Below are 19774 nucleotides of genomic sequence, written 5' to 3' on the forward strand. Positions count from 1 at the left end.
CCATGATCAAACTCTTCAATTAAAAGTAGTTCAATCAACTCAATGAATTACGCGTTTTTGCTCACTTCATTTCTGAAGCTTGCTGAACACTCATTCAAAAGTTGCAATACAATATTTCTTGTTTGCTCACTTCTGCAAGTGCCCACACAGTTTGCTTGGCTTGATAGTATTGTTAAAGAGCGTTGCTTCTTCCGAAGCAGGGAGGCGTATTCTACACTTCCCGAACGTTTCGTCAACCATTTTTTATCAGCTTTTTAAGCTTGGTTAAAACAAAACGCCGTTGCCAGAATTCCTTGCGGATAAGTCATGACAACGGCGACGAATTATAGTGATCTCTGTGAGCCTTGCAAGATCTTTTTTCAGACAAACCGTTTAACTGCTTAAAAACCGTTCAACGATGATTAATTGCTTTTTATTTGTTGGTTTTTAGAGCGTCCTTGTTATTTTTTTGTGCTTTATTTGAACTATTGTTATATTTGAACACTCTAATAGAAAATAGACCTATTGAGGAGCTTCAATTTTATGCGCTGGAAATTACTAACGCTTACATGTCTAATAGTTGCAACTTTCAACCCTAGCGCAATACAAACGAGTTACGCTATGGCTTATGAGGTCAACACGCAAAACTCTGAATCCAATTTAAAAAGCACCTACCGAAATATAATTGATAACCACCTTCAGAAGAACTTCTCAATTATGCGCACCGTACGCATTCTAATAAATAATTACCCAGAACATGCAGCTTATATTGTTAATGCCGCTTTTGACGCCAAAGAGAGTCGAGTTAAGGCTATTGTTGTCGCAGCCATGCAGGCTGAACCGGCCGTTACTTACATCGTCGTAGATACTGCTATAAGCCGCTTTCCTGATTTGTGTGACACTATTGTAGAAGCAGCAATCCAAACCGAGCCCGCTTATATCGACGATATTATTGCTATTGCACTAAGCCGACAGCCTGACCAGGCTGAAAATATTTTAGGTAAGGCTATAGCATCTCATCCTGATTTTACCGAGTCAGTTTTGAGAACCGCAGTCAAAGAAGCACCTAATTCAATTCTTTCCTCAATAACGGAATCAATAAAAGCATTACCAGAAGCGGCGACATCACTTGTTGCTGCCCTTAAAAACTTTTTTGTAGGATCAAAAGATGCAAATTCTTACGAGTTAAATCAGGAAGATTGGAGACTACTTACGCTTGAAGCCAAGCAATCTGGTGTCACTCGTGAAGAACTTGAATGGTTGGTCAAAGCAGGTTATCTGAAACAGAAAACCTTTGCGCAAATTTTTGATGATGAAATGACAAAAAAAATAAATCGATAAATTTTCATCATTTCAAACACTAAAAAGCCGACTGCAAGCAGTCGGCTTTTTTTCTTCTTAAAGCTGTTATTCCGTAACTTCTTCAGCTACTTCTTCAACTTCTGGGCGACCAACTAATTCAATGTAAGCCATTGGAGCGTTATCACCTGTACGGAAGCCACACTTAATAATGCGAGTGTAACCACCTAGGCGTTCTTCATAACGCGGGCCTAATTCATTAAACAGCTTGCCAACAACCTCTTTGTCACGTGTGCGTGAGAAAGACAGACGACGGTTCGCAACGCTGTCTTGCTTTGCCATTGTGATTAACGGCTCAACAACACGACGTAACTCTTTTGCCTTAGGCAAAGTCGTCTTGATTATCTCATGACGCACCAAAGAGCTTGCCATGTTGCGGAACATTGCCTGGCGATGGCTGCTGTTTCGATTTAGTTGACGACCACTCTTACGATGGCGCATACCTATACCCTTCTCAGTAAATCTATTACTAAGGTGACCTTAGTCGTTATCAATTAAGCTAGCTGGTGGCCAGTTCTCAAGGCGCATGCCCAGAGATAAACCACGTGAAGCCAACACGTCTTTGATTTCAGTCAACGACTTCTTACCTAAGTTGGGAGTCTTTAACAACTCAACTTCGGTACGTTGCACTAAGTCACCAATGTACTGAATCGCTTCTGCTTTTAAGCAGTTCGCAGATCGAACAGTCAATTCCAAGTCGTCCACCGGACGCAGAAGAATCGGATCAAATTCCGGTTTCTCTTCTTTCTCTTCCGGTTCACTGATATCACGAAGTTCGACAAAAGCATCGAGTTGCTCAGCTAAAATTGTAGCTGCTCGACGAATAGCTTCCTCTGGATCCAATGTACCATTGGTTTCCATTTCGATAACCAGCTTATCCAAGTCTGTACGTTGTTCAACACGCGCGGCATCTACAGAATATGCAATGCGTTCTACCGGGCTGAACGACGCGTCGACAAGTAGACGACCGATTGGACGTTCATCATCATCAGTTGACTGACGTGATGCCGCAGGCACGTAACCGCGACCACGTTCAACTTTTACCCGCATAACGAGTTCATAGTCGCCTGTCAGATGACAGATAACGTGCTCAGGATTAACAATTTCCACATCACCATCGTGAGTGAAATCGCCTGCTGTTACAGGACCTGCTCCGGATTTATTCAAAGTCAAAGTCGCTTCATCTTTACCTTCGACGCTGACTGCCAGCCCCTTCAGGTTCAACAAAACTTCAATGACATCTTCCTGAACACCCTCTTTGCTGCTGTATTCGTGCAGCACGCCATCGATTTCAACCTCAGTCACTGCACAGCCTGGCATTGACGACAGTAAAATGCGACGTAACGCATTACCTAGTGTATAACCAAAGCCACGTTCCAGAGGCTCCAGTGTCACCTTGGCATGAGTCGGGCTGATTTGCTCGATGTCGACTAACCTCGGCTTTAGGAATTCGGTAACAGAACCCTGCATTGTGTCCTCTCTCTATGCTTAAGCTTTACTTGGAGTAAAGCTCTACGATCAACTGTTCGTTAATTTCAGCAGACAAATCACTACGTTCTGGAAGACGTTTGAATGCACCTTCCAATTTGTTGTTGTCTACTTCTATCCAGACTGGTTTCTCACGCTGTTCTGCAAGTTCCAGTGCTGCTCCGATACGTGCCTGCTTCTTCGCTTTTTCGCGAACAGAAACGACATCTTCAGGACGAACCTTGAACGATGGAATGTTCACTACCTGACCATTCACAACAACTGCTTTGTGACTGACCAGCTGACGAGCTTCTGCGCGTGTTGACGCAAAACCCATGCGATACACTACGTTATCCAAGCGCTGTTCCAGCAACTGCAACAGGTTTTCACCGGTATTGCCTTTCAGTCGTGCAGCTTCTTTGTAGTAGTTACGAAATTGCTTTTCCAGAACGCCGTACATACGACGAACTTTCTGTTTCTCACGCAACTGAACACCGTAGTCTGACAAACGGCCGCGACGAGCGCCGTGTTGTCCTGGTGCAGTCTCGATCTTACATTTAGAATCGATTGCGCGAACGCCGCTTTTCAGGAACAAATCGGTTCCTTCGCGACGGCTCAGCTTGAGCTTTGGACCCAAATATCTAGCCATGATCTTTCTCCAACTATCGATTCACGCCTTAAACGCGACGTTTCTTAGGCGGACGACAACCGTTGTGAGGAATAGGTGTCACATCGGTAATATTTGTAATTTTATATCCAAGGGCATTGAGGGCACGAATCGATGATTCACGTCCCGGGCCTGGACCATTCACAAATACTTCCAGGTTTTTCAGTCCGTATTCCTTCGCCATCTCACCCGCACGTTCTGCTGCAACCTGCGCTGCAAACGGCGTTGATTTCCGTGAACCACGGAACCCTGATCCACCAGCAGTAGCCCAAGACAATGCGTTACCCTGACGATCAGTAATAGTAATAATGGTGTTGTTGAAAGATGCATGCACGTGAGCCATGCCATCGGCGACTTGCTTTTTAACGCGCTTGCGAGAACGAGTCGGTGTTTTAGCCATTACTCAATCCCCCTATTTCTTAATTGGTTTGCGCGGACCTTTACGAGTGCGCGCATTTGTTTTAGTGCGCTGTCCACGTAGAGGTAGGCTACGACGATGACGAAGTCCACGGAAACATCCGAGGTCCATCAAACGTTTAATGTTCATAGATACTTCACGACGCAAGTCACCTTCTACAGCGAACTTAGATACAGCGTCACGAAGCGCGTCCAGTTTGTCTTCTGACAATGAACCAATCTTAGTGTCTTCAGCGATACCGGCCGCAGCAAGAATATGCTGTGAACGGGTATGCCCAACACCGTAGATTGCAGTCAAAGCTATGACTGCATGCTTATTGTCAGGAACGTTAATGCCAGCGATACGGGCCACTAACACGTCTCCTTTAATTTGTAGGCTTCAGTTGAAAAGCCCGTTAGGATACTCAACCGATTGCCGAATTGCAAATACTTCAAAGACTGCGGCCGTTAAGCCGCCAGTCTTTCCTTCGAATCAACCTTGTCGTTGTTTATGCTTAGCATCAGTGCAAATAACGCGAACTACACCGTTACGCTTGATGATCTTGCAGTTACGACAGATTTTCTTCACGGAAGCACGAACTTTCATTGCTACTCTCCGTTCTACCCAATCTTACCGGCCATAGCCTTTCAGATTGGCTTTTTTCAAGACAGAGTCATATTGATGTGACATCATATGAGTCTGAACCTGTGCCATAAAGTCCATAATTACAACCACGATAATCAATAATGATGTACCGCCGAAGTAGAACTGCACATTCCATGCAATCATCATGAACTCCGGAACCAAACAGACAAAGGTAATGTACAGTGCGCCTGCTAAAGTTAAACGCGTCATTACTTTATCGATGTATCTAGAGGTTTGTTCGCCTGGACGTATGCCCGGGATAAACGCCCCTGACTTCTTCAAATTATCTGCCGTTTCGCGAGGGTTAAAAACCAAAGCGGTATAGAAGAAACAAAAGAAGATTATCGCAGCCGCATACAATAACACATATAACGGCTGACCGGGAGACAATGTCATCGATACCTGTTGCAAAAAGTCTGCAACCATACCTTCACCAGAGCCAAACCAAGTGGCAATGGTACCCGGAAATAAAATAATGCTCGACGCAAAAATTGGTGGAATAACACCCGCCATATTCACCTTCAACGGCAAGTGCGTACTTTGCGCAGCAAATACTTTACGGCCTTGTTGACGTTTTGCATAGTTAACGACGATACGACGTTGACCACGCTCGACAAAAACAACGAAGTAAGTGACTGCTAAAACTACAACACCAATTAATAACAACAATAACAGGTGCAAGTCACCCTGACGCGCTTGTTCGGCTGTTTGGCCGACAGCGGAAGGTAATCCTGCAACAATACCCACAAAGATCAGGATAGAGATACCGTTGCCTATACCACGCTCAGTTATTTGTTCACCTAACCACATTAGGAACATTGTTCCCGTGACTAAGCTCACGATAGCAGTGAAATAGAAGCCGAAACCAGGGTCTATTACGAGCCCGGGCATTAAATTCGGTAAGCCTGTAGCTATACCTATCGACTGAAATGTAGCCAGTACTAAAGTACCCCACCGTGTATACTGGTTTATCTTACGACGACCAGATTCACCTTCTTTCTTAAGCTCAGCCAGGCGCGGATGTACGACACTGGCCAATTGCATAATAATCGAAGCCGAAATATACGGCATAATACCTAATGCAAATACTGAAGCACGTTCCAAGGCACCACCGCTAAACATGTTAAACATGGCAACGATGGTATCTTTCTGCTGTTCGAATAACTGAGCTAATACAGCGGCATCTATACCAGGAATAGGCACAAAGGAGCCCGCTCGGAAAACGATAATCGCTCCTAACACAAACAACAGGCGACGCTTAAGTTCCGACAAGCCACCTTGCGCTCGATTTGATTCCAATCCTGGTTTAGCCATTTGCTCTATCCTTCGATTTTGCCGCCAGCAGCTTCAATAGCTTCGCGAGCGCCTTTGGTGACTTTAAGACCTTTTATAGTCACAGCACGACTTAATTCACCTGATTTGATGACTTTAGCCTGTAGTACGTTCTTACGAACGAGACCTGCTGCTTTCAAAGTCGCCAGTTCAACGGTATTACCGTCGACTTTCGCGATTTCTGCCAAGTTTACTTCTGCAGCGACCATTGCCTTGCGAGAAGTAAAACCAAATTTTGGCAGACGACGCTGAATTGGCATTTGTCCGCCTTCGAAACCTGGCTTAACGGTACCACCAGAGCGAGATTTCTGCCCTTTGTGACCATGCCCACCAGTCTTTCCAAGACCAGAACCAATGCCGCGCCCAACGCGCTTTTTGCTGCTTTTTGCACCAGGTGCGGGAGCAAGTGTATTAAGATCCATGCGTTATCCCTCCACCTTTATCATGTAATTAACTCGGTTCACCATACCGCGGACTGCAGCAGTGTCTTCCAACTCTACTGTGTGACCAATGCGGCGGAGACCCAAGCCACGTAGTGTAGCTTTATGCTTCGGCAAACGACCGATAGAGCTACGCGTCTGTGTTACTTTGATTGTCTTATTCGCCATTGTTCACTACCCCAGTATTTCGTCAACGCGCAATCCACGCTTCGCAGCAACTTGCTCCGGCGATTTCATGCCGTTCAACGCTTTTATAGTCGCGCGAACAACGTTGATTGGGTTGGTTGAACCATATGCTTTTGACAGCACGTTATGTACACCTGAAACTTCCAGAACTGCACGCATTGCACCACCAGCGATGATACCTGTACCTTCTGAAGCAGGTTGCATGTATACCTGTGAACCTGAATGACGTCCTTTAACAGGATGCTGTAAAGTTTCGCCTTTCAGTTGAACGGTCACCATATTGCGACGTGCTTTTTCCATTGCTTTTTGAATAGCAGCGGGTACTTCACGCGCTTTACCATAACCAAAACCGACTTTACCTTTACCGTCGCCAACCACAGTCAGTGCAGTGAAGCTAAAGATACGACCACCTTTAACAACTTTTGCTACACGATTAACTGTAATCAACTTCTCTATCAGTTCACCGGTTTGAGCTTCTACATTTGCCATGTTCGTCTCCTAGAACTGAAGTCCGGCTTCACGAGCTGCGTCCGCTAATGCGGCTACGCGACCGTGGTATTTAAAACCACTACGATCGAAAGATACGCTTTTAACGCCTTTTTCAATCGCTCGTTCAGCGATAGTTTTACCCACGACTTTAGCTGCATCTACGTTACCCGTAGCTTTCAGCGCGTCGCGAATAGTCTTCTCTGCAGTCGATGCGGCTGCCAGCACTTCAGAACCGTTAGGTGCGATCAACTGCGCGTAAATATGCCGTGGTGTACGGTGAACGACCAGGCGATTTGCACCCAACTCTTTAATTTGTTTACGTGCGCGAGTAGCACGACGTAAGCGAGCTGCTTTATTGTCCATCGTATTACCCTACTTTTTCTTGGCTTCTTTACGGCGCACTTGCTCGTCAGCATAACGGACACCTTTGCCTTTATACGGCTCAGGTTTACGGTATGCACGAATGTTAGCGGCAACTTGACCGACTAACTGCTTATCTGCACCTTTAACGACGACTTCAGTCTGAGTCGGAGTATCGATTGTGATTCCTTCCGGAATCTCGAACTCCACAGGATGCGAGAAGCCCAGAGTAAGGTTCAGTTTATTACCCTGCGCTTGCGCACGGTAACCAACACCCATCAACTGTAACTTACGTTCGAATCCCTTAGTAACTCCGACCACCATGTTTTGCAACAATGCGCGCGCCGTACCAGCTTGAGCAGTTGAGTTTGCGACACTTTCGCGAGCGTTAGTGCGTAACTCACTCTCTTCTTTCACCAGTTCAACGGCATTGTTAACAACACGACTCAGCGAGCCTTGGGCACCTTTAATCGTGACTTCCTGGCCATTTAGCGTAACTTCAACGCCAGCAGGAATTTCAATAGGTGCTTTAGCAACACGTGACATTTCCTACCTCCTATTACGCTACGTAACCAATGATTTCGCCACCAAGGCCAGCTTGGCGAGCGGCACGATCAGTCATCAGGCCTTTAGACGTCGAAACTACTGCGATGCCAAGGCCACCCATTACGTTAGGCAACTCGTTGCGTTTCTTATAGATACGCAAACCAGGGCGACTAACGCGCTCGATTGATTCGATTACTGGCTTGCCCTCGAAATATTTCAATTCGACTTCAAGCTCAGGTTTAACAGTACTCTCAGCACTATAAGCAGTAATAAAACCTTCTTCTTTCAGAACTTGAGCAATCGCCACTTTCTGCTTAGAAGACGGCATTTTAACCGTTACTTTGTTAGCACCTTGAGCGTTGCGAATGCGTGTGAACATATCCGCAATTGGATCTTGCATGCTCATATTTGCTTTCTCCCGTGATTCGTGGCTTACCAGCTAGCTTTTTTCAAGCCAGGAATTTCACCGCGCATCGCCATCTCACGGACCTTGATTCGGCTCATACCGAATTTACGAAGGAAACCATGAGGACGACCAGTTATACGACAACGGTTACGTTGACGCGTCGGACTGGCATCACGTGGGAGCTGTTGCAATTTAAGTACGGCTTCCCAACGCTCTTCGTCTGATGCTTTAGGGTCATTAATGACCGTTTTCAGTGCGTTGCGTTTTTCTGCGTATTTTGAAGCGATTTTAGCTCGCTTCACGTCACGCGCTTTCATTGACTGTTTTGCCATAACTCTACACCTTACTTTCTGAACGGGAAGTTAAAGGCAGCTAGCAAAGCACGAGCTTCGTCATCTGTGCCAGCATTAGTGGTAATGGTGATATCCAGACCACGTACCTTGTCGACTTTGTCATAGTCGACTTCCGGAAAGATGATCTGCTCACGAACACCCATGCTGTAATTACCTCGGCCATCGAACGACTTAGCGTTCAAGCCACGGAAGTCACGGATACGTGGGATTGCAATCGAAATTAAGCGTTGCAAAAAGTCCCACATGCGCTCGCCGCGCAGAGTTACTTTACAGCCAATCGGGAAGCCTTCACGGACTTTGAAACCGGCGACAGACTTGCGTGCCACAGTACGAATTGGCTTTTGACCAGAGATAGCCTCTAAGTCAGCCACTGCGTTATCAAGTACTTTTTTGTCAGCCAGAGCTTCACCAACACCCATGTTAAGGGTGATCTTTTCAATCCGAGGGACTTGCATGACGCTGTTGTAGCTGAACTCTTTCATCAGTCCAGGAACTACTGATTCTCTATAAAAATCATGCAGTTTCGCCATCGTAAAACTCCAAGTTTGAATTAAATGATTGCGTTGTTCGATTTGAAGAAGCGAACTTTCTTGCCATCTTCAATACGAAATCCAACACGATCTGCTTTACCTGTCTCTGGGTTAAGGATCGCTACGTTCGAAATGTGGATGGCAGCTTCTTGTTCAACGATACCGCCAGATTCACCTGCGCCAGGATTTGGCTTTTGGTGTTTCTTGACTACGTTGACGCCTTCCACGATCACGCGATCTTTATCAGTAAGAACTTTAAGGACTTTACCTTGCTTGCCCTTATCCTTACCTGCCAGGACGACTATTTCGTCATCACGTTTAATTTTTGCCGCCATAATTGACTCCTTATAGTACTTCTGGTGCCAGCGAGATAATCTTCATAAACTGCTCTGAACGCAGCTCACGAGTTACCGGCCCGAAAATACGTGTGCCAATGGGCTGTTGGTTGTTATTCAACAACACAGCCGAGTTGCGGTCAAAACGGATGACCGACCCGTCTTGTCGACGGACGCCTTTTCTGGTGCGAACGACCACCGCATTCACTACATCGCCTTTCTTCACCTTACCGCGCGGAATTGCTTCCTTGACAGTAACTTTGATGATATCGCCGATGTTTGCGTAGCGACGGTGCGAACCACCTAGAACCTTAATACATTGTACGCTGCGCGCGCCGGAGTTATCGGCAACGTCCAGGGTAGTTTGCATTTGGATCATTTCAGTGCCCCGCTTAGTTAAAAAAACAGACCCTCTCGGGTCGTGCTGCCTTTGGTTTTTCCCTTATAAAAAGGGTCGCGAAGTGTAACAGATAAAATTTGTAAGTGGTAGGGTAATCTCAGAATTTTTCGTAGGTGTACGATGAACTTACTATGTTTAGGGCCAAGTTCAGTTGGATAAAAACAGAACCAATGGTAAATTCAACACTTTACGTTGCTCTAATAAGTATACCTGTTATATAAGAGCATAGGCTGACTTGGGACTTCTATAGTATGAATCTGTTATTCATTATTTTTGCCCCATTCTTTGGTGCGCTCTTACCGCTTATTTTTAAGCAAGCCTCGCGACCGATAAAGACTGGGATTACGTTACTCGTTCCTATTTTGTGTTTAATCGTTTTATTTCAGTATGCGCCTGCTACGTTAGCAGGTGAGGTACCGAAACAAATGGTCGAATGGCTACCCGGCATAGGGCTCGATTTTGCCGTACGTCTGGATGGTCTATCCCTCCTTTTTGTCGGATTAATCTTAGGAATTGGTTTACTAATCATCGCTTATGCCCACTATTATTTAAGCAGTAACGATGATGAATCCCGTTTTTATGCCTGCTTACTGTTATTTATGTCGTCAATGCTTGGCATTGTTATGGCCGACAACATTCTATTGTTATGGGTTTTTTGGGAATTAACCAGTATCTCGTCGTTCTTGCTGATTGGTTACTGGTTCCACAGCAGTGATGCCCGTCGCGGTGCTCGTATGGCATTAGCGACAACGGGGGCCGGCGGACTGGCTCTTTTGGCCGGGCTGCTTATTATCGGCCACATAGCCGGTGGCTATCAACTGGATACTGTGTTTGCTGCAGCAGAACAAATAAAAACCCACGCCTATTATGTACCAGCGTTGATATTAATGTTATTGGGTGCTTTTACTAAGTCGGCTCAATTCCCTTTTCAATTTTGGTTGCCCCATGCCATGGCGGCACCAACACCTGTCAGTGCGTACTTACACTCGGCCACTATGGTGAAGGCCGGTATATTTCTATTAGCACGATTTCACCCCGTATTAGCCGAAACTGAATTGTGGTTTACGTTAGTCACTCTTACCGGCTTAATTACGATGTTAGTTGGTGCTTACTTTGCGTTGTTAAAACATGACTTGAAAGGTTTGCTCGCCTTCTCGACAATAAGCCACCTGGGCCTCATTTGTATGCTTCTGGGGATAGGCACACAAGGTGCTGTTATAGCAGCGCTGTTTCATGTAATTAACCACGCCTTCTTTAAAGCGGCACTATTCATGACCGCCGGTATCATAGACCACGAGTCAGGCACACGCGATATGAGAAAGCTACAAGGCCTCATGAGCCTGATGCCAATTACAGCAACTCTGGCAATGATTGTAGCGGCTTCAATGGCAGGTATACCGCCCTTTAATGGATTTATGTCCAAAGAGCTGTTCCTGGATCAAGCTCTGCAGCAACATTTATTTGGCGGGTTATCCTGGTTTATTCCCGTTTTGGCAACCGTAGGCGCTATGCTCTCCGTTGCTTACTCTATCCGCTTTATTCACGATGTTTTCTTTAATGGTGAGTACAAAGAGCTACCCACGAAGCCTCATGATCCGCCACGCATGATGTCTGCGCCTGTAGTAGTGCTTGCTTTACTGTGTATTGCTATAGGGCTGGCACCTATGACTATGGTGTCCGGTATACTCGACCAGGCTGCTTCAGCCGTTACAGCGACTCAGGTTCAAGTTAAGCTATCTCTTTGGCATGGATTCAACCTACCTTTATTAATGAGTGCGGTCGCTGTCATTGGCGGTATTCTGATATACATGGCGCGGGATCAACTGTTTACGTTCAACCGTCAATTTGATGGTCAGGATGCTAAACATAATTTTGAAATCATCGTTCAAAAAATATCAGATGCCGCAGCAAATTTTTATGAACGGTTAGATACAGGCTCACTGCAGCGCTACATTGCATTTGTGCTTATCAGCGTTATCGTGGTTCTCATTCCTTCGTTAAGCGATTTAAATGTCGTTACCGGCGGCAAGCCTCAACTGCCTGTCGATATGGTCAGTATGGTTGGTGCATTGGTGCTGATTGGAGCCGCTTTCGCGACTGCAACCTTGCATCGTAATCGATTCGTTATGTTGACCATGCTGTCTGTTGTGGGGCTTATTGTTTCTTTAGCCTTTGCTCATTTCTCTGCACCTGACTTAGCCATGACTCAACTTGTGGTCGAGGTGGTAAGCATCATTCTGATGATACTGGCTTTGTTCTTTATGCCACAAAAGACCAATCGTGCGTCTTCTGGTCATAGAGTCTTCCGCGATATTATTATTGCCAGCTTTATAGGCGGTATTGTCGCCACACTAAACTTCGCAATACTCACTTCGCCTTTTGAAAGTATTTCAGACTTCTTCCTTGCTAATGCCAAGTCAGGCGGTGGCGGAACCAATGTCGTTAACGTTATTCTGGTAGATTTCCGTGGCTTCGATACCTTAGGGGAGATTACCGTATTGGCGATAGCAGCAGCGGGGATTCATAAGCTATTAAACAAACTCAAGCCATTTATGCCTTCAAGTGATATTGACGGGCGTCCCTGGCATCGAATTAAACATCCGCTGATGTTAACTACTGTGTCTAACATTATCCTGCCGATGGCTATGGTAGTCGCCGTCTATATTTTCTTTAGAGGCCATAACTTACCCGGTGGTGGTTTCATCGCTGGTCTCATAGTTGCGTCAGCCATGATCCTGCAATACATCGCTAATGGTGTCGACTGGGTAAAAGAACGCTTCGATGTAAACTACCAGTCTCTTATGTCGTTTGGTGTTATGACGGCGGCACTGACTGGTGTTGGCAGCTGGATATTTGACAAGCCATTCCTGACATCATGGTTCACTTATTTAGACTGGCCAGTAGTCGGTAAATTTGAATTTGCTACGGCTTTATTATTCGATCTTGGCGTTTTCCTAACCGTTATTGGCGCTACGATGATGATTTTAAGTAACTTTGGAAAAATGACCACACGTCATCGCCCAACGCATGAGGGACATTAATGGAAACTTTATATTCCGTAACCGTTGGTATTTTAACCGCATGCAGTGTTTTTCTCATTTTGCGCGGCCGCTCTTTTCCTGTAGTGGTCGGCATTACAATGCTGTCTTATGCCGTTAACTTATTTCTATTTTCGACGGGTCGCCTGACCATAGATGGCGCACCCATTTACGGCACCCAGGAAATCTATGCCGACCCTTTGCCGCAGGCTTTGGTTCTTACCGCTATCGTTATCGGTTTCGCAATGACAGCCTATTCAATTATCTTAGCTGTCCGCGCTCGCGGCGAATTGGGTACGGATGAAGTTAATCAACAAGATAACAGTACGGAGGGCAACCGCTGATGTGGCAACAACATTTGGCGATACTTCCTATTTTAGTGCCGTTGCTGGCTGCTTTATTACAGCTTTTGCCCTGGGGTGACAAGCCTCAGCCCAAGCGCAGAGCAATAGGCCTGCTTGCCAGTCTATTGACCTTGATATTGAGTGTTGCCCTACTCCTTCAGGTTAATCAGGACGGAATGATAGTTTACGCTCTGGGTGACTGGTCTGCGCCTTTCGGCATTGTGCTGATGGTAGACAAGCTTAGTGCTCTGATGATGCTAATAACAGCCATACTGGCACTACCAGTGCTTATCTATGGTTGCTATGCGGAAGATAACCTTGGCTCTCACTTTCAGGCGTTATTTCAGTTTCAGATAATGGGTATAATGGGAGCTTTCGCGACCGGTGATATTTTCAACCTATTCGTATTTTTTGAAGTGCTGTTAATTTCGTCCTACGCACTACTGATGCACGGCGGAGGAAAGTTCCGCTTACGTATCACCTTGCATTATGTGCTCATCAACCTTTTAGGCTCTTTACTCTTCTTAATCGGTATCGGTACCTTGTATGGCGTTACTGGTACGCTCAATATGGCCGACCTTGCCACGCAAATACAGCAACTCAGTGGCGATCAGGCGGCGCTGGCTAAAGCTGGCGGTATGATGTTGCTGATTGTATTCGGTATAAAAGCCGCTATTTTACCACTACACTTTTGGTTGCCTCAGGCTTATTCCACGACAACCGGTGTGGTCGCGGCTCTGTTCGCCATAATGACCAAGGTTGGGGTCTACTCAATAGTACGGGTATATACCTTAATTTTTGGTCCAGAAGCTAACGAGCTTGCACTAATTGTACATGACTGGCTGTGGGTAATGGGGCTCATTACTATGCTTGCCGGAGCTATTGGTATCCTTGGGGCACGCGATTTACGTTTGCTTGTAGCCTATTTAGTTGTGATATCCATTGGTACACTTATCGCGACCTACAGCCTAAATGGAACGGCGACAACTGGTGCCATGTTGTTTTATTTAATTCATTCAACTTTCATTACCGGTGCATTATTTTTGTTGGTCGACCTTATTGCATTTGAACGAGGCAAAACAGCGTCGCGTATTGTTTCCGGCAAGAAAATGGCTAACCATTCTACTTATTCAGTTATGTTTCTGGTGGCCGCAATTGCGATTATTGGTTTACCACCACTGTCCGGCTTTGTCGGAAAATTAATGATTATGGAATCGACCAGTCCAAATCTGATGAGCTTTTGGCTCTGGGGAGCCCTATTGACCGCTACTCTTATTATGCTGATTGCAGTAACCCGAGCGGGCAGCAAGATGCTTTGGCATACCCTCTCAGGTAAAGCCAACGACCAGTCAGCTCCCTTTGGGAAACGCGCTGCAGTCGCAATGCTACTGGCTTTATCATTACTGATGACGGTCTTTGCTAATCCCATAAGAAATTACACCGAGGCTGTTGCAGAACAGCTTTACGATATAGAGCAGTATCCATCACGTGTACTGACCGAAGGGAAGGAGTAATGATTATGAAAAATATTTTCCCGACGCCCTGGTTGTCACTGTTTTTATTAATCGTCTGGGTTTTACTGTTTAACTCAGTTGCTCCCGGCGTAATGGTGCTTGGAGCACTATTTGCGTGGTTTATTCCGTTTTTATTCCGGGGCGCTTGGCCCTACTTTGCAAAAGTTAAACGGCCGGACCTTGCTGTCGTTTACTTCCTAATTCTTTTGCAAGACATCGTTGTTGCCAACTTTAAAGTCGCCGCCCTCATTCTGAGGAAACCGCGTTCAATTAGACCCGCTCTTTTTGTTTTTCCACTGGATATGAAAGAAGAACTCCCGGTTACCATTCTGGCCAGCACTATAACGCTGACCCCCGGAACGGTATCCTGCGAAATCACTCGTGGCCGTAAAGGTATTCTCATCCACGCCTTTTCTGAGGAAAACCCGGAAGACTTAATTAATACCATTAGAAACCGTTACGAGCGCCGTCTGAAGGAGATTTTTCAATGTTAACCACGGTACTGCACATTGCTTTTTTATTATTCAGCTTATCGGTGTTAATGAACTTTTGGCGACTCGCTAAAGGCCCGGATTTACCAGACAGAATACTGGCACTGGATACCGTTTATATTAATTCACTGGCTTTATTACTATTGCTGGGAATGTATCAAAACACCCAAACCTATTTTGAGGCGGCACTACTCATCGCTATGTTTGGTTTCGTCGGCACTATCGCAGCAGGTAAGTTTTTACTGCGTGGCGACTTAATAGAATAAGAGGTAAAAATTATGGAAACATTGAATCAATTACCCGAGTGGGCCCAATGGTTAGCTTCCTTCTTTATTCTGTTAGGGGCTATATTTGCCTTTATCGGATCATTAGGGTTAGCCATACTACCCGACTTTTTTACCCGGTTACATGCTCCCACTAAAAACACGACAATTGGCATTGGCGGTATTGTTATTGCATCCATCATAATTACGTCAGTTCAAGGCACAATAAACTTAAACGAGTTATTGATTGCCATTTTCTTATTCTTAACAGCCCCTATCAGCGCCCACATCATGGCCAAAGCGGCACTGCATACAGAGCTAAAAATGTTTAACCGGACAAAAGACTTTCGGCAAGAAGGTGATTCATACGAACATATACTACCCAAAGAAAAAGACATGGAACCCTAGCCGGGAACCATGTCTTTCTTATTTTAACGCGCAGAAACTTTAGATTTAAAAGTAATAACCGAAGTTGATATTGAAACGGTCATTAACCTCGCCACCATCTGTTGCCGTATTACCACCAATAAACGGCTGGTTTTTAGCTCTTACATAATCAACGTAAGTATAAAAGCCACCGCCGGCGGCAACAGCTACCCCTAATACGTTCATCCAGGTATCGTCCTGATAGCCCATTTTATCGGTCATTAAGCTGTGGTCATTATAGAAAGTTAAGCTTGTCAGTGGACCAATGTCTACCGGCATTGTATAAGCAACGTTAGCGGTATATAACTTTGCTTCTGCAGGAATAGCGTCATAATACGCATAAGCCGCCATATAAACACCACGGTTCTCTAGCTTAATATCATAGTCATAGTCTGAATATTGCAGCTGAACATTCCACGGTCCGTTATTGTAAATACCATGTGCGGACCAGGCTAAACGGTTACCAACATTTTGGTTCTCAAAAGCTTGTGCTTCGGTAAAACCATCAGCCGCTGTTCCCGAATATAAGTTCCCACCCTGAACCGAAACTCCCAGCTCTAAGTTTTCTTTGTCACTGAAATTAAACTTACGTGCCGTACGGAACGCATAACTATTACTTTCTCCGACAGATAATCCTGGTTCGTCAAAAGCACCTTGTCCCGGTAGCCGAATACCGACCGTGTCGTAGTTGTAACGAGCGGTTCTGTCAGAGGTCGCACCGTCGATACCACCTTGTTCATCAGACTTTAAATAAGCCAGATCGAAATCCCAGTCATCTCCACGATATTTAAAACGGATACCATTGTCGTGTTCATCTTCTAAACCGACATAAAAGGTACTGTTGAAGAAATAACTATGGGAATTATAAGGCATGTTACCAAAGGGTATTTTAACAACGCCGACTTGTCCCTGGAGTTTGTCCGTAAAGTCATAGCCAAACCACGCATGCTTTACAACATCCTGGTAATTAAACCAACGATACTCAGCCGATAAAATAACCCCACCCATTTCTCCATCAAAATTCAGGCGGAAGATATCAAAGTCGAGATCTCCTGTCCGGTTCTCATTATCTGAGTCGTAGTTGTTGTACTCGTACTGAAAACGAATGGCGCCATGAACTTTTATTGGCCAGTTCTCATTTTCTTGAGTTTTCTGCTCTAATTCCTCTAAACGCGCATGTGCTCCTGAGTCATAGACTAAGGTTTGTCTCTTCGCATCTTTACCCGACGTTTCATCCTTTTCTATTTTTCGTTTCTCTACAATAACAACTTTTTCTTCTCGTTCTTGTTTTTCAGAAAGACGCTTTTCAAGTTCAGCCAACCGTTCTTTTAATGCCTGAATTTCCTGTTCGACTGAGTTAGCTCCCTGAGCAGAAACAACTACCGGACTTGCGGCAAGTACCGTAGCTGCGAAGATTAAACTCTTTGACATAGGTTGATTCCCTCTGAGTATCACGCACAGGTGTACGTTTTTATTATTAATTATTCAAAAATAATAAATTATTTAATTTCAGGTATTTGTACACAACCTATAAAGGTTTAGATCAAAAAAAAGGCCTCCGCAAGGGAGGCCTTCTAATTTTTTTATCGTTATCTGCGTTTAGACAACAGTAGCACGCTCTACGATTTCTTCCAGAGCCCAAGATTTATTCTTAGACAGCGGACGACATTCGCGAACAAGCACGGTGTCGCCAGTCTTACACTGGTTGTCTTCGTCATGCGCATGTACTTTAGTTGTACGCGTGATGTACTTCCCGTATACGGGATGCTTTACACGGCGTTCAATAGCTACAGTGATGGTTTTATCCATCTTATCGCTGACAACTTTGCCTTGCAGAGTACGAACACGGCTTTCTTCAGTCATTACGCACCTGCCTTCTCATTTAAGATGGTTTTAACACGTGCGATATCACGACGCACCTGTTTCATCATGTGAGTCTGATTCAGCTGACCGGTCGCTGCTTGCATGCGCAGATTAAACTGCTCACGACGCAAGCCCAGCAGTTCTTCCTGCAGCTGCTCAACGGTTTTTTCTTTCAGTTCACTTGCTTTCATCACATTACCGTCCGAGTCACAAAAGTGGTTTTGAAAGGCAGTTTACGTGCCGCAAGGCGGAACGCTTCACGTGCCAACTCTTCAGGAACACCGTCCATTTCATACAGAACGCGACCTGGTTGAATCTGAGCAACCCAGTATTCGACGTTACCTTTACCTTTACCCATACGAACTTCTAAAGGCTTTTTGGTAATAGGCTTATCAGGGAATACACGGATCCAGATTTTACCTTGACGCTTAACGTGACGAGTCATTGCACGACGGCCTGCTTCGATTTGACGCGCGGTCATGCGACCACGGTCAGTAGCTTTTAAACCAAAAGTACCGAAGCTGACTTTGTTACCAGACTGCGCCAGACCACGGTTGCGGCCTGTGTGAACCTTACGGAATTTTGTACGCTTAGGTTGTAACATATCGTCTCTCCTTTACTTACGGTTCTTGCCGCGCTTAGGAGCTGGCTTTTCTTCAGTTGGAAGTTCACCAAGAACTTCACCACGGAAAATCCAGACCTTAACACCGATGATACCGTAAGTGGTGTTCGCTTCTGAGGTCGAGTAGTCAATGTCTGCACGTAATGTGTGCAGCGGTACACGGCCTTCACGATACCACTCAGTACGTGCAATCTCTGCGCCGCCTAAACGGCCACCGACTTCAACTTTGATGCCTTTGGCACCCAAGCGAATGGCGTTTTGTACAGCACGTTTCATTGCACGACGGAACATGACACGACGTTCCAACTGACCAGCAATATTGTCAGCTACCAACTGCGAATCCAACTCAGGCTTACGAACTTCTGATATGTTGATTTGCGCAGGTGAACCTGTCAACTTAGATACTTTCTTACGCAGTTTTTCTACGTCTTCGCCTTTTTTACCGATAACCACACCAGGGCGCGCAGTGTGAATAGTCACACGAACACTCTTAGCAGGACGATCGATAACGATACGAGAAACTGATGCGTTGCGCAGTTCTTTTGTCAGGAACTTACGTACCTGATAGTCACTGTGCAGGTTATCAGCGAACTCATTTGTATTCGCATACCAGGTTGCATTCCATGGTCTGGAGATACCTAGGCGAATACCATTAGGATGTACTTTCTGACCCATAATTTATCTCCTAGCTATCTGACACGACCACAGTAATGTGGCTGGTGCGCTTAAAGATACGATCGGCACGGCCTTTCGCCCGTGGCTTGATGCGTTTCATAGTAGGACCTTCGTCTAAAAAGACTCGAGCTACTTTCAACTCATCGATATCCGCACCTTCGTTATGTTCCGCGTTCGCGATTGCTGACTCAAGCACTTTCTTGATTAAGACAGCAGATGCTTTGGGGCTGTATGCCAGGATATCCAGTGCTTTTTCTACTGAAAGTCCACGGATTTGGTCTGCGACCAAACGGCCCTTCTGCGCTGAAACGCGGGCAAATTGGTGTTTAGCAATTGCTTCCATCACTCTCTACCTCTTACCGTTTCTTCGCTTTCTTATCAGCAGCATGGCCGCGATAAGTACGGGTTGGCGCGAATTCGCCTAGTTTATGACCGATCATTTCATCTGTCACGTAGACAGGAACGTGCTGACGACCGTTGTGAACAGCGATAGTCAGGCCGATCATATCTGGGATGATCATTGAACGACGGGACCAGGTTTTAATTGGCTTTTTCTCCCCGGCTTCCAACGCTTTCTCCACCTTATTTAGCAGGTGAAGGTCAATAAATGGACCTTTTTTAAGAGAACGTGGCATGTTTTATCCTCA

Annotated in this window: 31 protein-coding genes; 7 read left to right on the plus strand and 24 right to left on the minus strand. The window is 45.5% G+C overall.

The annotated features are described in order from the left end of the window. Positions 1-522 precede the first annotated feature (522 nt). Complete coding sequence (locus tag L8G48_RS06540) at positions 523-1320, plus strand: hypothetical protein (protein ID WP_248263810.1); 798 nt, start codon at positions 523-525, stop codon at positions 1318-1320. Positions 1321-1386: 66 nt separating this feature from the next. Here the strand turns inward: L8G48_RS06540 and rplQ are convergent, their stop codons facing one another. The 17 genes from rplQ to rplN all read right to left on the minus strand — a co-directional run bounded on the left by rplQ (position 1387) and on the right by rplN (position 9870). Continuing rightward, a complete protein-coding gene (gene rplQ / locus L8G48_RS06545; protein WP_248263811.1) occupies positions 1387-1779 on the minus strand; it encodes a 50S ribosomal protein L17 in 393 nt (130 codons plus the stop codon). A gap of 39 nt (positions 1780-1818) precedes the next feature. Continuing rightward, positions 1819-2808 (minus strand): DNA-directed RNA polymerase subunit alpha, encoded by a 990-nt coding sequence (locus L8G48_RS06550; RefSeq protein WP_248263812.1) that lies wholly within the window; start codon positions 2806-2808, stop codon positions 1819-1821. Positions 2809-2833: 25 nt separating this feature from the next. Beyond that, the gene (gene rpsD / locus L8G48_RS06555) at positions 2834-3454 is read right to left on the minus strand and encodes a 30S ribosomal protein S4 (protein WP_011235124.1); all 621 of its coding nucleotides are present in this window, start codon (positions 3452-3454) and stop codon (positions 2834-2836) included. Positions 3455-3482: 28 nt separating this feature from the next. Next, positions 3483-3872: a 30S ribosomal protein S11 gene (gene rpsK, locus L8G48_RS06560; protein WP_248263813.1), complete on the minus strand. Its 390-nt coding sequence runs from the start codon at positions 3870-3872 to the stop codon at positions 3483-3485. A 12-nt stretch (positions 3873-3884) separates the two neighbouring features. Further along, complete coding sequence (gene rpsM, locus L8G48_RS06565) at positions 3885-4241, minus strand: 30S ribosomal protein S13 (RefSeq protein WP_248263814.1); 357 nt, start codon at positions 4239-4241, stop codon at positions 3885-3887. 120 nt (positions 4242-4361) lie between these two features. Beyond that, entirely contained in the window at positions 4362-4475 is a 114-nt protein-coding gene (gene rpmJ, locus L8G48_RS06570) for a 50S ribosomal protein L36 (protein ID WP_006956433.1), read from the minus strand. 24 nt (positions 4476-4499) lie between these two features. Beyond that, positions 4500-5828, minus strand: a complete 1329-nt coding sequence (secY, locus tag L8G48_RS06575; protein WP_248263815.1) for a preprotein translocase subunit SecY — start codon at positions 5826-5828, stop codon at positions 4500-4502. Between the two features lie 5 nt (positions 5829-5833). Further along, on the minus strand, positions 5834-6268 hold the full coding sequence (rplO, locus tag L8G48_RS06580) for a 50S ribosomal protein L15 (protein WP_248263816.1): 435 nt from the start codon (positions 6266-6268) through the stop codon (positions 5834-5836). 3 nt (positions 6269-6271) lie between these two features. Next, on the minus strand, positions 6272-6454 hold the full coding sequence (gene rpmD, locus L8G48_RS06585; protein WP_126782942.1) for a 50S ribosomal protein L30: 183 nt from the start codon (positions 6452-6454) through the stop codon (positions 6272-6274). A gap of 6 nt (positions 6455-6460) precedes the next feature. After that, positions 6461-6961, minus strand: a complete 501-nt coding sequence (rpsE, locus tag L8G48_RS06590) for a 30S ribosomal protein S5 (protein ID WP_126782943.1) — start codon at positions 6959-6961, stop codon at positions 6461-6463. 9 nt (positions 6962-6970) lie between these two features. Then, entirely contained in the window at positions 6971-7324 is a 354-nt protein-coding gene (rplR, locus tag L8G48_RS06595; RefSeq protein ID WP_248263817.1) for a 50S ribosomal protein L18, read from the minus strand. 9 nt (positions 7325-7333) lie between these two features. Further along, positions 7334-7867 carry a 50S ribosomal protein L6 gene (rplF, locus tag L8G48_RS06600; protein WP_248263818.1) on the minus strand — a complete coding sequence of 178 codons (534 nt, stop codon included), beginning with the start codon at positions 7865-7867 and terminating at the stop codon, positions 7334-7336. A gap of 13 nt (positions 7868-7880) precedes the next feature. Next, entirely contained in the window at positions 7881-8273 is a 393-nt protein-coding gene (gene rpsH, locus L8G48_RS06605; protein ID WP_248263819.1) for a 30S ribosomal protein S8, read from the minus strand. Between the two features lie 26 nt (positions 8274-8299). Continuing rightward, entirely contained in the window at positions 8300-8605 is a 306-nt protein-coding gene (gene rpsN, locus L8G48_RS06610; protein ID WP_011235134.1) for a 30S ribosomal protein S14, read from the minus strand. Between the two features lie 11 nt (positions 8606-8616). Then, positions 8617-9156: a 50S ribosomal protein L5 gene (gene rplE, locus L8G48_RS06615; protein WP_126782946.1), complete on the minus strand. Its 540-nt coding sequence runs from the start codon at positions 9154-9156 to the stop codon at positions 8617-8619. A gap of 20 nt (positions 9157-9176) precedes the next feature. After that, positions 9177-9491 (minus strand): 50S ribosomal protein L24, encoded by a 315-nt coding sequence (gene rplX / locus L8G48_RS06620; RefSeq protein ID WP_248263820.1) that lies wholly within the window; start codon positions 9489-9491, stop codon positions 9177-9179. A gap of 10 nt (positions 9492-9501) precedes the next feature. Further along, on the minus strand, positions 9502-9870 hold the full coding sequence (rplN, locus tag L8G48_RS06625) for a 50S ribosomal protein L14 (RefSeq protein WP_248263821.1): 369 nt from the start codon (positions 9868-9870) through the stop codon (positions 9502-9504). A gap of 272 nt (positions 9871-10142) precedes the next feature. Here rplN and L8G48_RS06630 point away from each other — a divergent pair, with 272 nt between their 5' ends. Genes L8G48_RS06630 through L8G48_RS06655 form a run of 6 tightly spaced genes read left to right on the plus strand, consistent with a single transcriptional unit; the run spans position 10143 to position 15949 of the window. Further along, entirely contained in the window at positions 10143-12932 is a 2790-nt protein-coding gene (locus tag L8G48_RS06630) for a monovalent cation/H+ antiporter subunit A (protein WP_248263822.1), read from the plus strand. Further along, positions 12932-13273 (plus strand): Na+/H+ antiporter subunit C, encoded by a 342-nt coding sequence (locus tag L8G48_RS06635; protein WP_248263823.1) that lies wholly within the window; start codon positions 12932-12934, stop codon positions 13271-13273. The genes L8G48_RS06630 and L8G48_RS06635 overlap by 1 nt, the downstream gene beginning before the upstream one ends. Then, positions 13273-14787 (plus strand): monovalent cation/H+ antiporter subunit D, encoded by a 1515-nt coding sequence (locus L8G48_RS06640; protein WP_248263824.1) that lies wholly within the window; start codon positions 13273-13275, stop codon positions 14785-14787. Before L8G48_RS06635 ends, L8G48_RS06640 begins: the two co-directional genes overlap by 1 nt. 5 nt (positions 14788-14792) lie before the next feature. Continuing rightward, the gene (locus L8G48_RS06645; RefSeq protein WP_248263825.1) at positions 14793-15281 is read left to right on the plus strand and encodes a Na+/H+ antiporter subunit E; all 489 of its coding nucleotides are present in this window, start codon (positions 14793-14795) and stop codon (positions 15279-15281) included. Next, the gene (locus L8G48_RS06650) at positions 15275-15544 is read left to right on the plus strand and encodes a K+/H+ antiporter subunit F (protein ID WP_248263826.1); all 270 of its coding nucleotides are present in this window, start codon (positions 15275-15277) and stop codon (positions 15542-15544) included. The genes L8G48_RS06645 and L8G48_RS06650 overlap by 7 nt, the downstream gene beginning before the upstream one ends. A 12-nt stretch (positions 15545-15556) precedes the next feature. Then, complete coding sequence (locus L8G48_RS06655) at positions 15557-15949, plus strand: Na+/H+ antiporter subunit G (protein ID WP_248263827.1); 393 nt, start codon at positions 15557-15559, stop codon at positions 15947-15949. Positions 15950-15994: 45 nt separating this feature from the next. Here the strand turns inward: L8G48_RS06655 and L8G48_RS06660 are convergent, their stop codons facing one another. The 7 genes from L8G48_RS06660 to rpsS all read right to left on the minus strand — a co-directional run bounded on the left by L8G48_RS06660 (position 15995) and on the right by rpsS (position 19762). Continuing rightward, entirely contained in the window at positions 15995-17398 is a 1404-nt protein-coding gene (locus L8G48_RS06660) for a carbohydrate porin (protein ID WP_248263828.1), read from the minus strand. 168 nt (positions 17399-17566) lie between these two features. Further along, positions 17567-17830, minus strand: coding sequence for a 30S ribosomal protein S17 (gene rpsQ / locus L8G48_RS06665; protein WP_248263829.1), 264 nt, complete (start codon positions 17828-17830; stop codon positions 17567-17569). Next, positions 17830-18021, minus strand: a complete 192-nt coding sequence (gene rpmC / locus L8G48_RS06670; RefSeq protein WP_248263830.1) for a 50S ribosomal protein L29 — start codon at positions 18019-18021, stop codon at positions 17830-17832. Before rpmC ends, rpsQ begins: the two co-directional genes overlap by 1 nt. Next, positions 18021-18434, minus strand: coding sequence for a 50S ribosomal protein L16 (gene rplP, locus L8G48_RS06675; protein WP_011235146.1), 414 nt, complete (start codon positions 18432-18434; stop codon positions 18021-18023). Before rplP ends, rpmC begins: the two co-directional genes overlap by 1 nt. A gap of 12 nt (positions 18435-18446) precedes the next feature. Next, positions 18447-19127, minus strand: coding sequence for a 30S ribosomal protein S3 (gene rpsC / locus L8G48_RS06680; RefSeq protein ID WP_248263831.1), 681 nt, complete (start codon positions 19125-19127; stop codon positions 18447-18449). A gap of 10 nt (positions 19128-19137) precedes the next feature. Beyond that, positions 19138-19470 (minus strand): 50S ribosomal protein L22, encoded by a 333-nt coding sequence (gene rplV / locus L8G48_RS06685; RefSeq protein ID WP_248264179.1) that lies wholly within the window; start codon positions 19468-19470, stop codon positions 19138-19140. A 13-nt stretch (positions 19471-19483) separates the two neighbouring features. Next, positions 19484-19762 (minus strand): 30S ribosomal protein S19, encoded by a 279-nt coding sequence (rpsS, locus tag L8G48_RS06690; protein WP_011235149.1) that lies wholly within the window; start codon positions 19760-19762, stop codon positions 19484-19486. Between the last annotated feature and the right edge of the window lie 12 nt (positions 19763-19774).

It is taken from the genome of Idiomarina aminovorans, assembly GCF_023155095.1.
In the GTDB taxonomy this organism is placed as follows: domain Bacteria; phylum Pseudomonadota; class Gammaproteobacteria; order Enterobacterales; family Alteromonadaceae; genus Idiomarina; species Idiomarina aminovorans.

Excerpts from the sequence above, each read along its gene's own strand:
- rplQ (WP_248263811.1), bottom strand. The coding sequence starts at position 1,779 with ATGCGCCATCGTAAGAGTGGTCGTCAACTAAATCGAAACAGCAGCCAT.
- rpsK (WP_248263813.1), bottom strand. The coding sequence starts at position 3,872 with ATGGCTAAAACACCGACTCGTTCTCGCAAGCGCGTTAAAAAGCAAGTC.
- L8G48_RS06645 (WP_248263825.1), top strand. The coding sequence starts at position 14,793 with ATGAAAAATATTTTCCCGACGCCCTGGTTGTCACTGTTTTTATTAATC.
- rpsN (WP_011235134.1), bottom strand. The coding sequence starts at position 8,605 with ATGGCAAAACAGTCAATGAAAGCGCGTGACGTGAAGCGAGCTAAAATC.
- rpsC (WP_248263831.1), bottom strand. The coding sequence starts at position 19,127 with ATGGGTCAGAAAGTACATCCTAATGGTATTCGCCTAGGTATCTCCAGA.
- rplP (WP_011235146.1), bottom strand. The coding sequence starts at position 18,434 with ATGTTACAACCTAAGCGTACAAAATTCCGTAAGGTTCACACAGGCCGC.
- rpmD (WP_126782942.1), bottom strand. The coding sequence starts at position 6,454 with ATGGCGAATAAGACAATCAAAGTAACACAGACGCGTAGCTCTATCGGT.
- rplV (WP_248264179.1), bottom strand. The coding sequence starts at position 19,470 with ATGGAAGCAATTGCTAAACACCAATTTGCCCGCGTTTCAGCGCAGAAG.
- L8G48_RS06660 (WP_248263828.1), bottom strand. The coding sequence starts at position 17,398 with ATGTCAAAGAGTTTAATCTTCGCAGCTACGGTACTTGCCGCAAGTCCG.
- rplN (WP_248263821.1), bottom strand. The coding sequence starts at position 9,870 with ATGATCCAAATGCAAACTACCCTGGACGTTGCCGATAACTCCGGCGCG.
- L8G48_RS06550 (WP_248263812.1), bottom strand. The coding sequence starts at position 2,808 with ATGCAGGGTTCTGTTACCGAATTCCTAAAGCCGAGGTTAGTCGACATC.
- L8G48_RS06655 (WP_248263827.1), top strand. The coding sequence starts at position 15,557 with ATGGAAACATTGAATCAATTACCCGAGTGGGCCCAATGGTTAGCTTCC.
- rplE (WP_126782946.1), bottom strand. The coding sequence starts at position 9,156 with ATGGCGAAACTGCATGATTTTTATAGAGAATCAGTAGTTCCTGGACTG.
- L8G48_RS06635 (WP_248263823.1), top strand. The coding sequence starts at position 12,932 with ATGGAAACTTTATATTCCGTAACCGTTGGTATTTTAACCGCATGCAGT.
- L8G48_RS06630 (WP_248263822.1), top strand. The coding sequence starts at position 10,143 with ATGAATCTGTTATTCATTATTTTTGCCCCATTCTTTGGTGCGCTCTTA.
- rplR (WP_248263817.1), bottom strand. The coding sequence starts at position 7,324 with ATGGACAATAAAGCAGCTCGCTTACGTCGTGCTACTCGCGCACGTAAA.
- rpsQ (WP_248263829.1), bottom strand. The coding sequence starts at position 17,830 with ATGACTGAAGAAAGCCGTGTTCGTACTCTGCAAGGCAAAGTTGTCAGC.
- rplF (WP_248263818.1), bottom strand. The coding sequence starts at position 7,867 with ATGTCACGTGTTGCTAAAGCACCTATTGAAATTCCTGCTGGCGTTGAA.
- L8G48_RS06650 (WP_248263826.1), top strand. The coding sequence starts at position 15,275 with ATGTTAACCACGGTACTGCACATTGCTTTTTTATTATTCAGCTTATCG.
- rplO (WP_248263816.1), bottom strand. The coding sequence starts at position 6,268 with ATGGATCTTAATACACTTGCTCCCGCACCTGGTGCAAAAAGCAGCAAA.
- rpmC (WP_248263830.1), bottom strand. The coding sequence starts at position 18,021 with ATGAAAGCAAGTGAACTGAAAGAAAAAACCGTTGAGCAGCTGCAGGAA.
- secY (WP_248263815.1), bottom strand. The coding sequence starts at position 5,828 with ATGGCTAAACCAGGATTGGAATCAAATCGAGCGCAAGGTGGCTTGTCG.
- L8G48_RS06540 (WP_248263810.1), top strand. The coding sequence starts at position 523 with ATGCGCTGGAAATTACTAACGCTTACATGTCTAATAGTTGCAACTTTC.
- rpsE (WP_126782943.1), bottom strand. The coding sequence starts at position 6,961 with ATGGCAAATGTAGAAGCTCAAACCGGTGAACTGATAGAGAAGTTGATT.
- rpmJ (WP_006956433.1), bottom strand. The coding sequence starts at position 4,475 with ATGAAAGTTCGTGCTTCCGTGAAGAAAATCTGTCGTAACTGCAAGATC.
- rpsD (WP_011235124.1), bottom strand. The coding sequence starts at position 3,454 with ATGGCTAGATATTTGGGTCCAAAGCTCAAGCTGAGCCGTCGCGAAGGA.
- rpsS (WP_011235149.1), bottom strand. The coding sequence starts at position 19,762 with ATGCCACGTTCTCTTAAAAAAGGTCCATTTATTGACCTTCACCTGCTA.
- L8G48_RS06640 (WP_248263824.1), top strand. The coding sequence starts at position 13,273 with ATGTGGCAACAACATTTGGCGATACTTCCTATTTTAGTGCCGTTGCTG.
- rpsH (WP_248263819.1), bottom strand. The coding sequence starts at position 8,273 with ATGAGCATGCAAGATCCAATTGCGGATATGTTCACACGCATTCGCAAC.
- rplX (WP_248263820.1), bottom strand. The coding sequence starts at position 9,491 with ATGGCGGCAAAAATTAAACGTGATGACGAAATAGTCGTCCTGGCAGGT.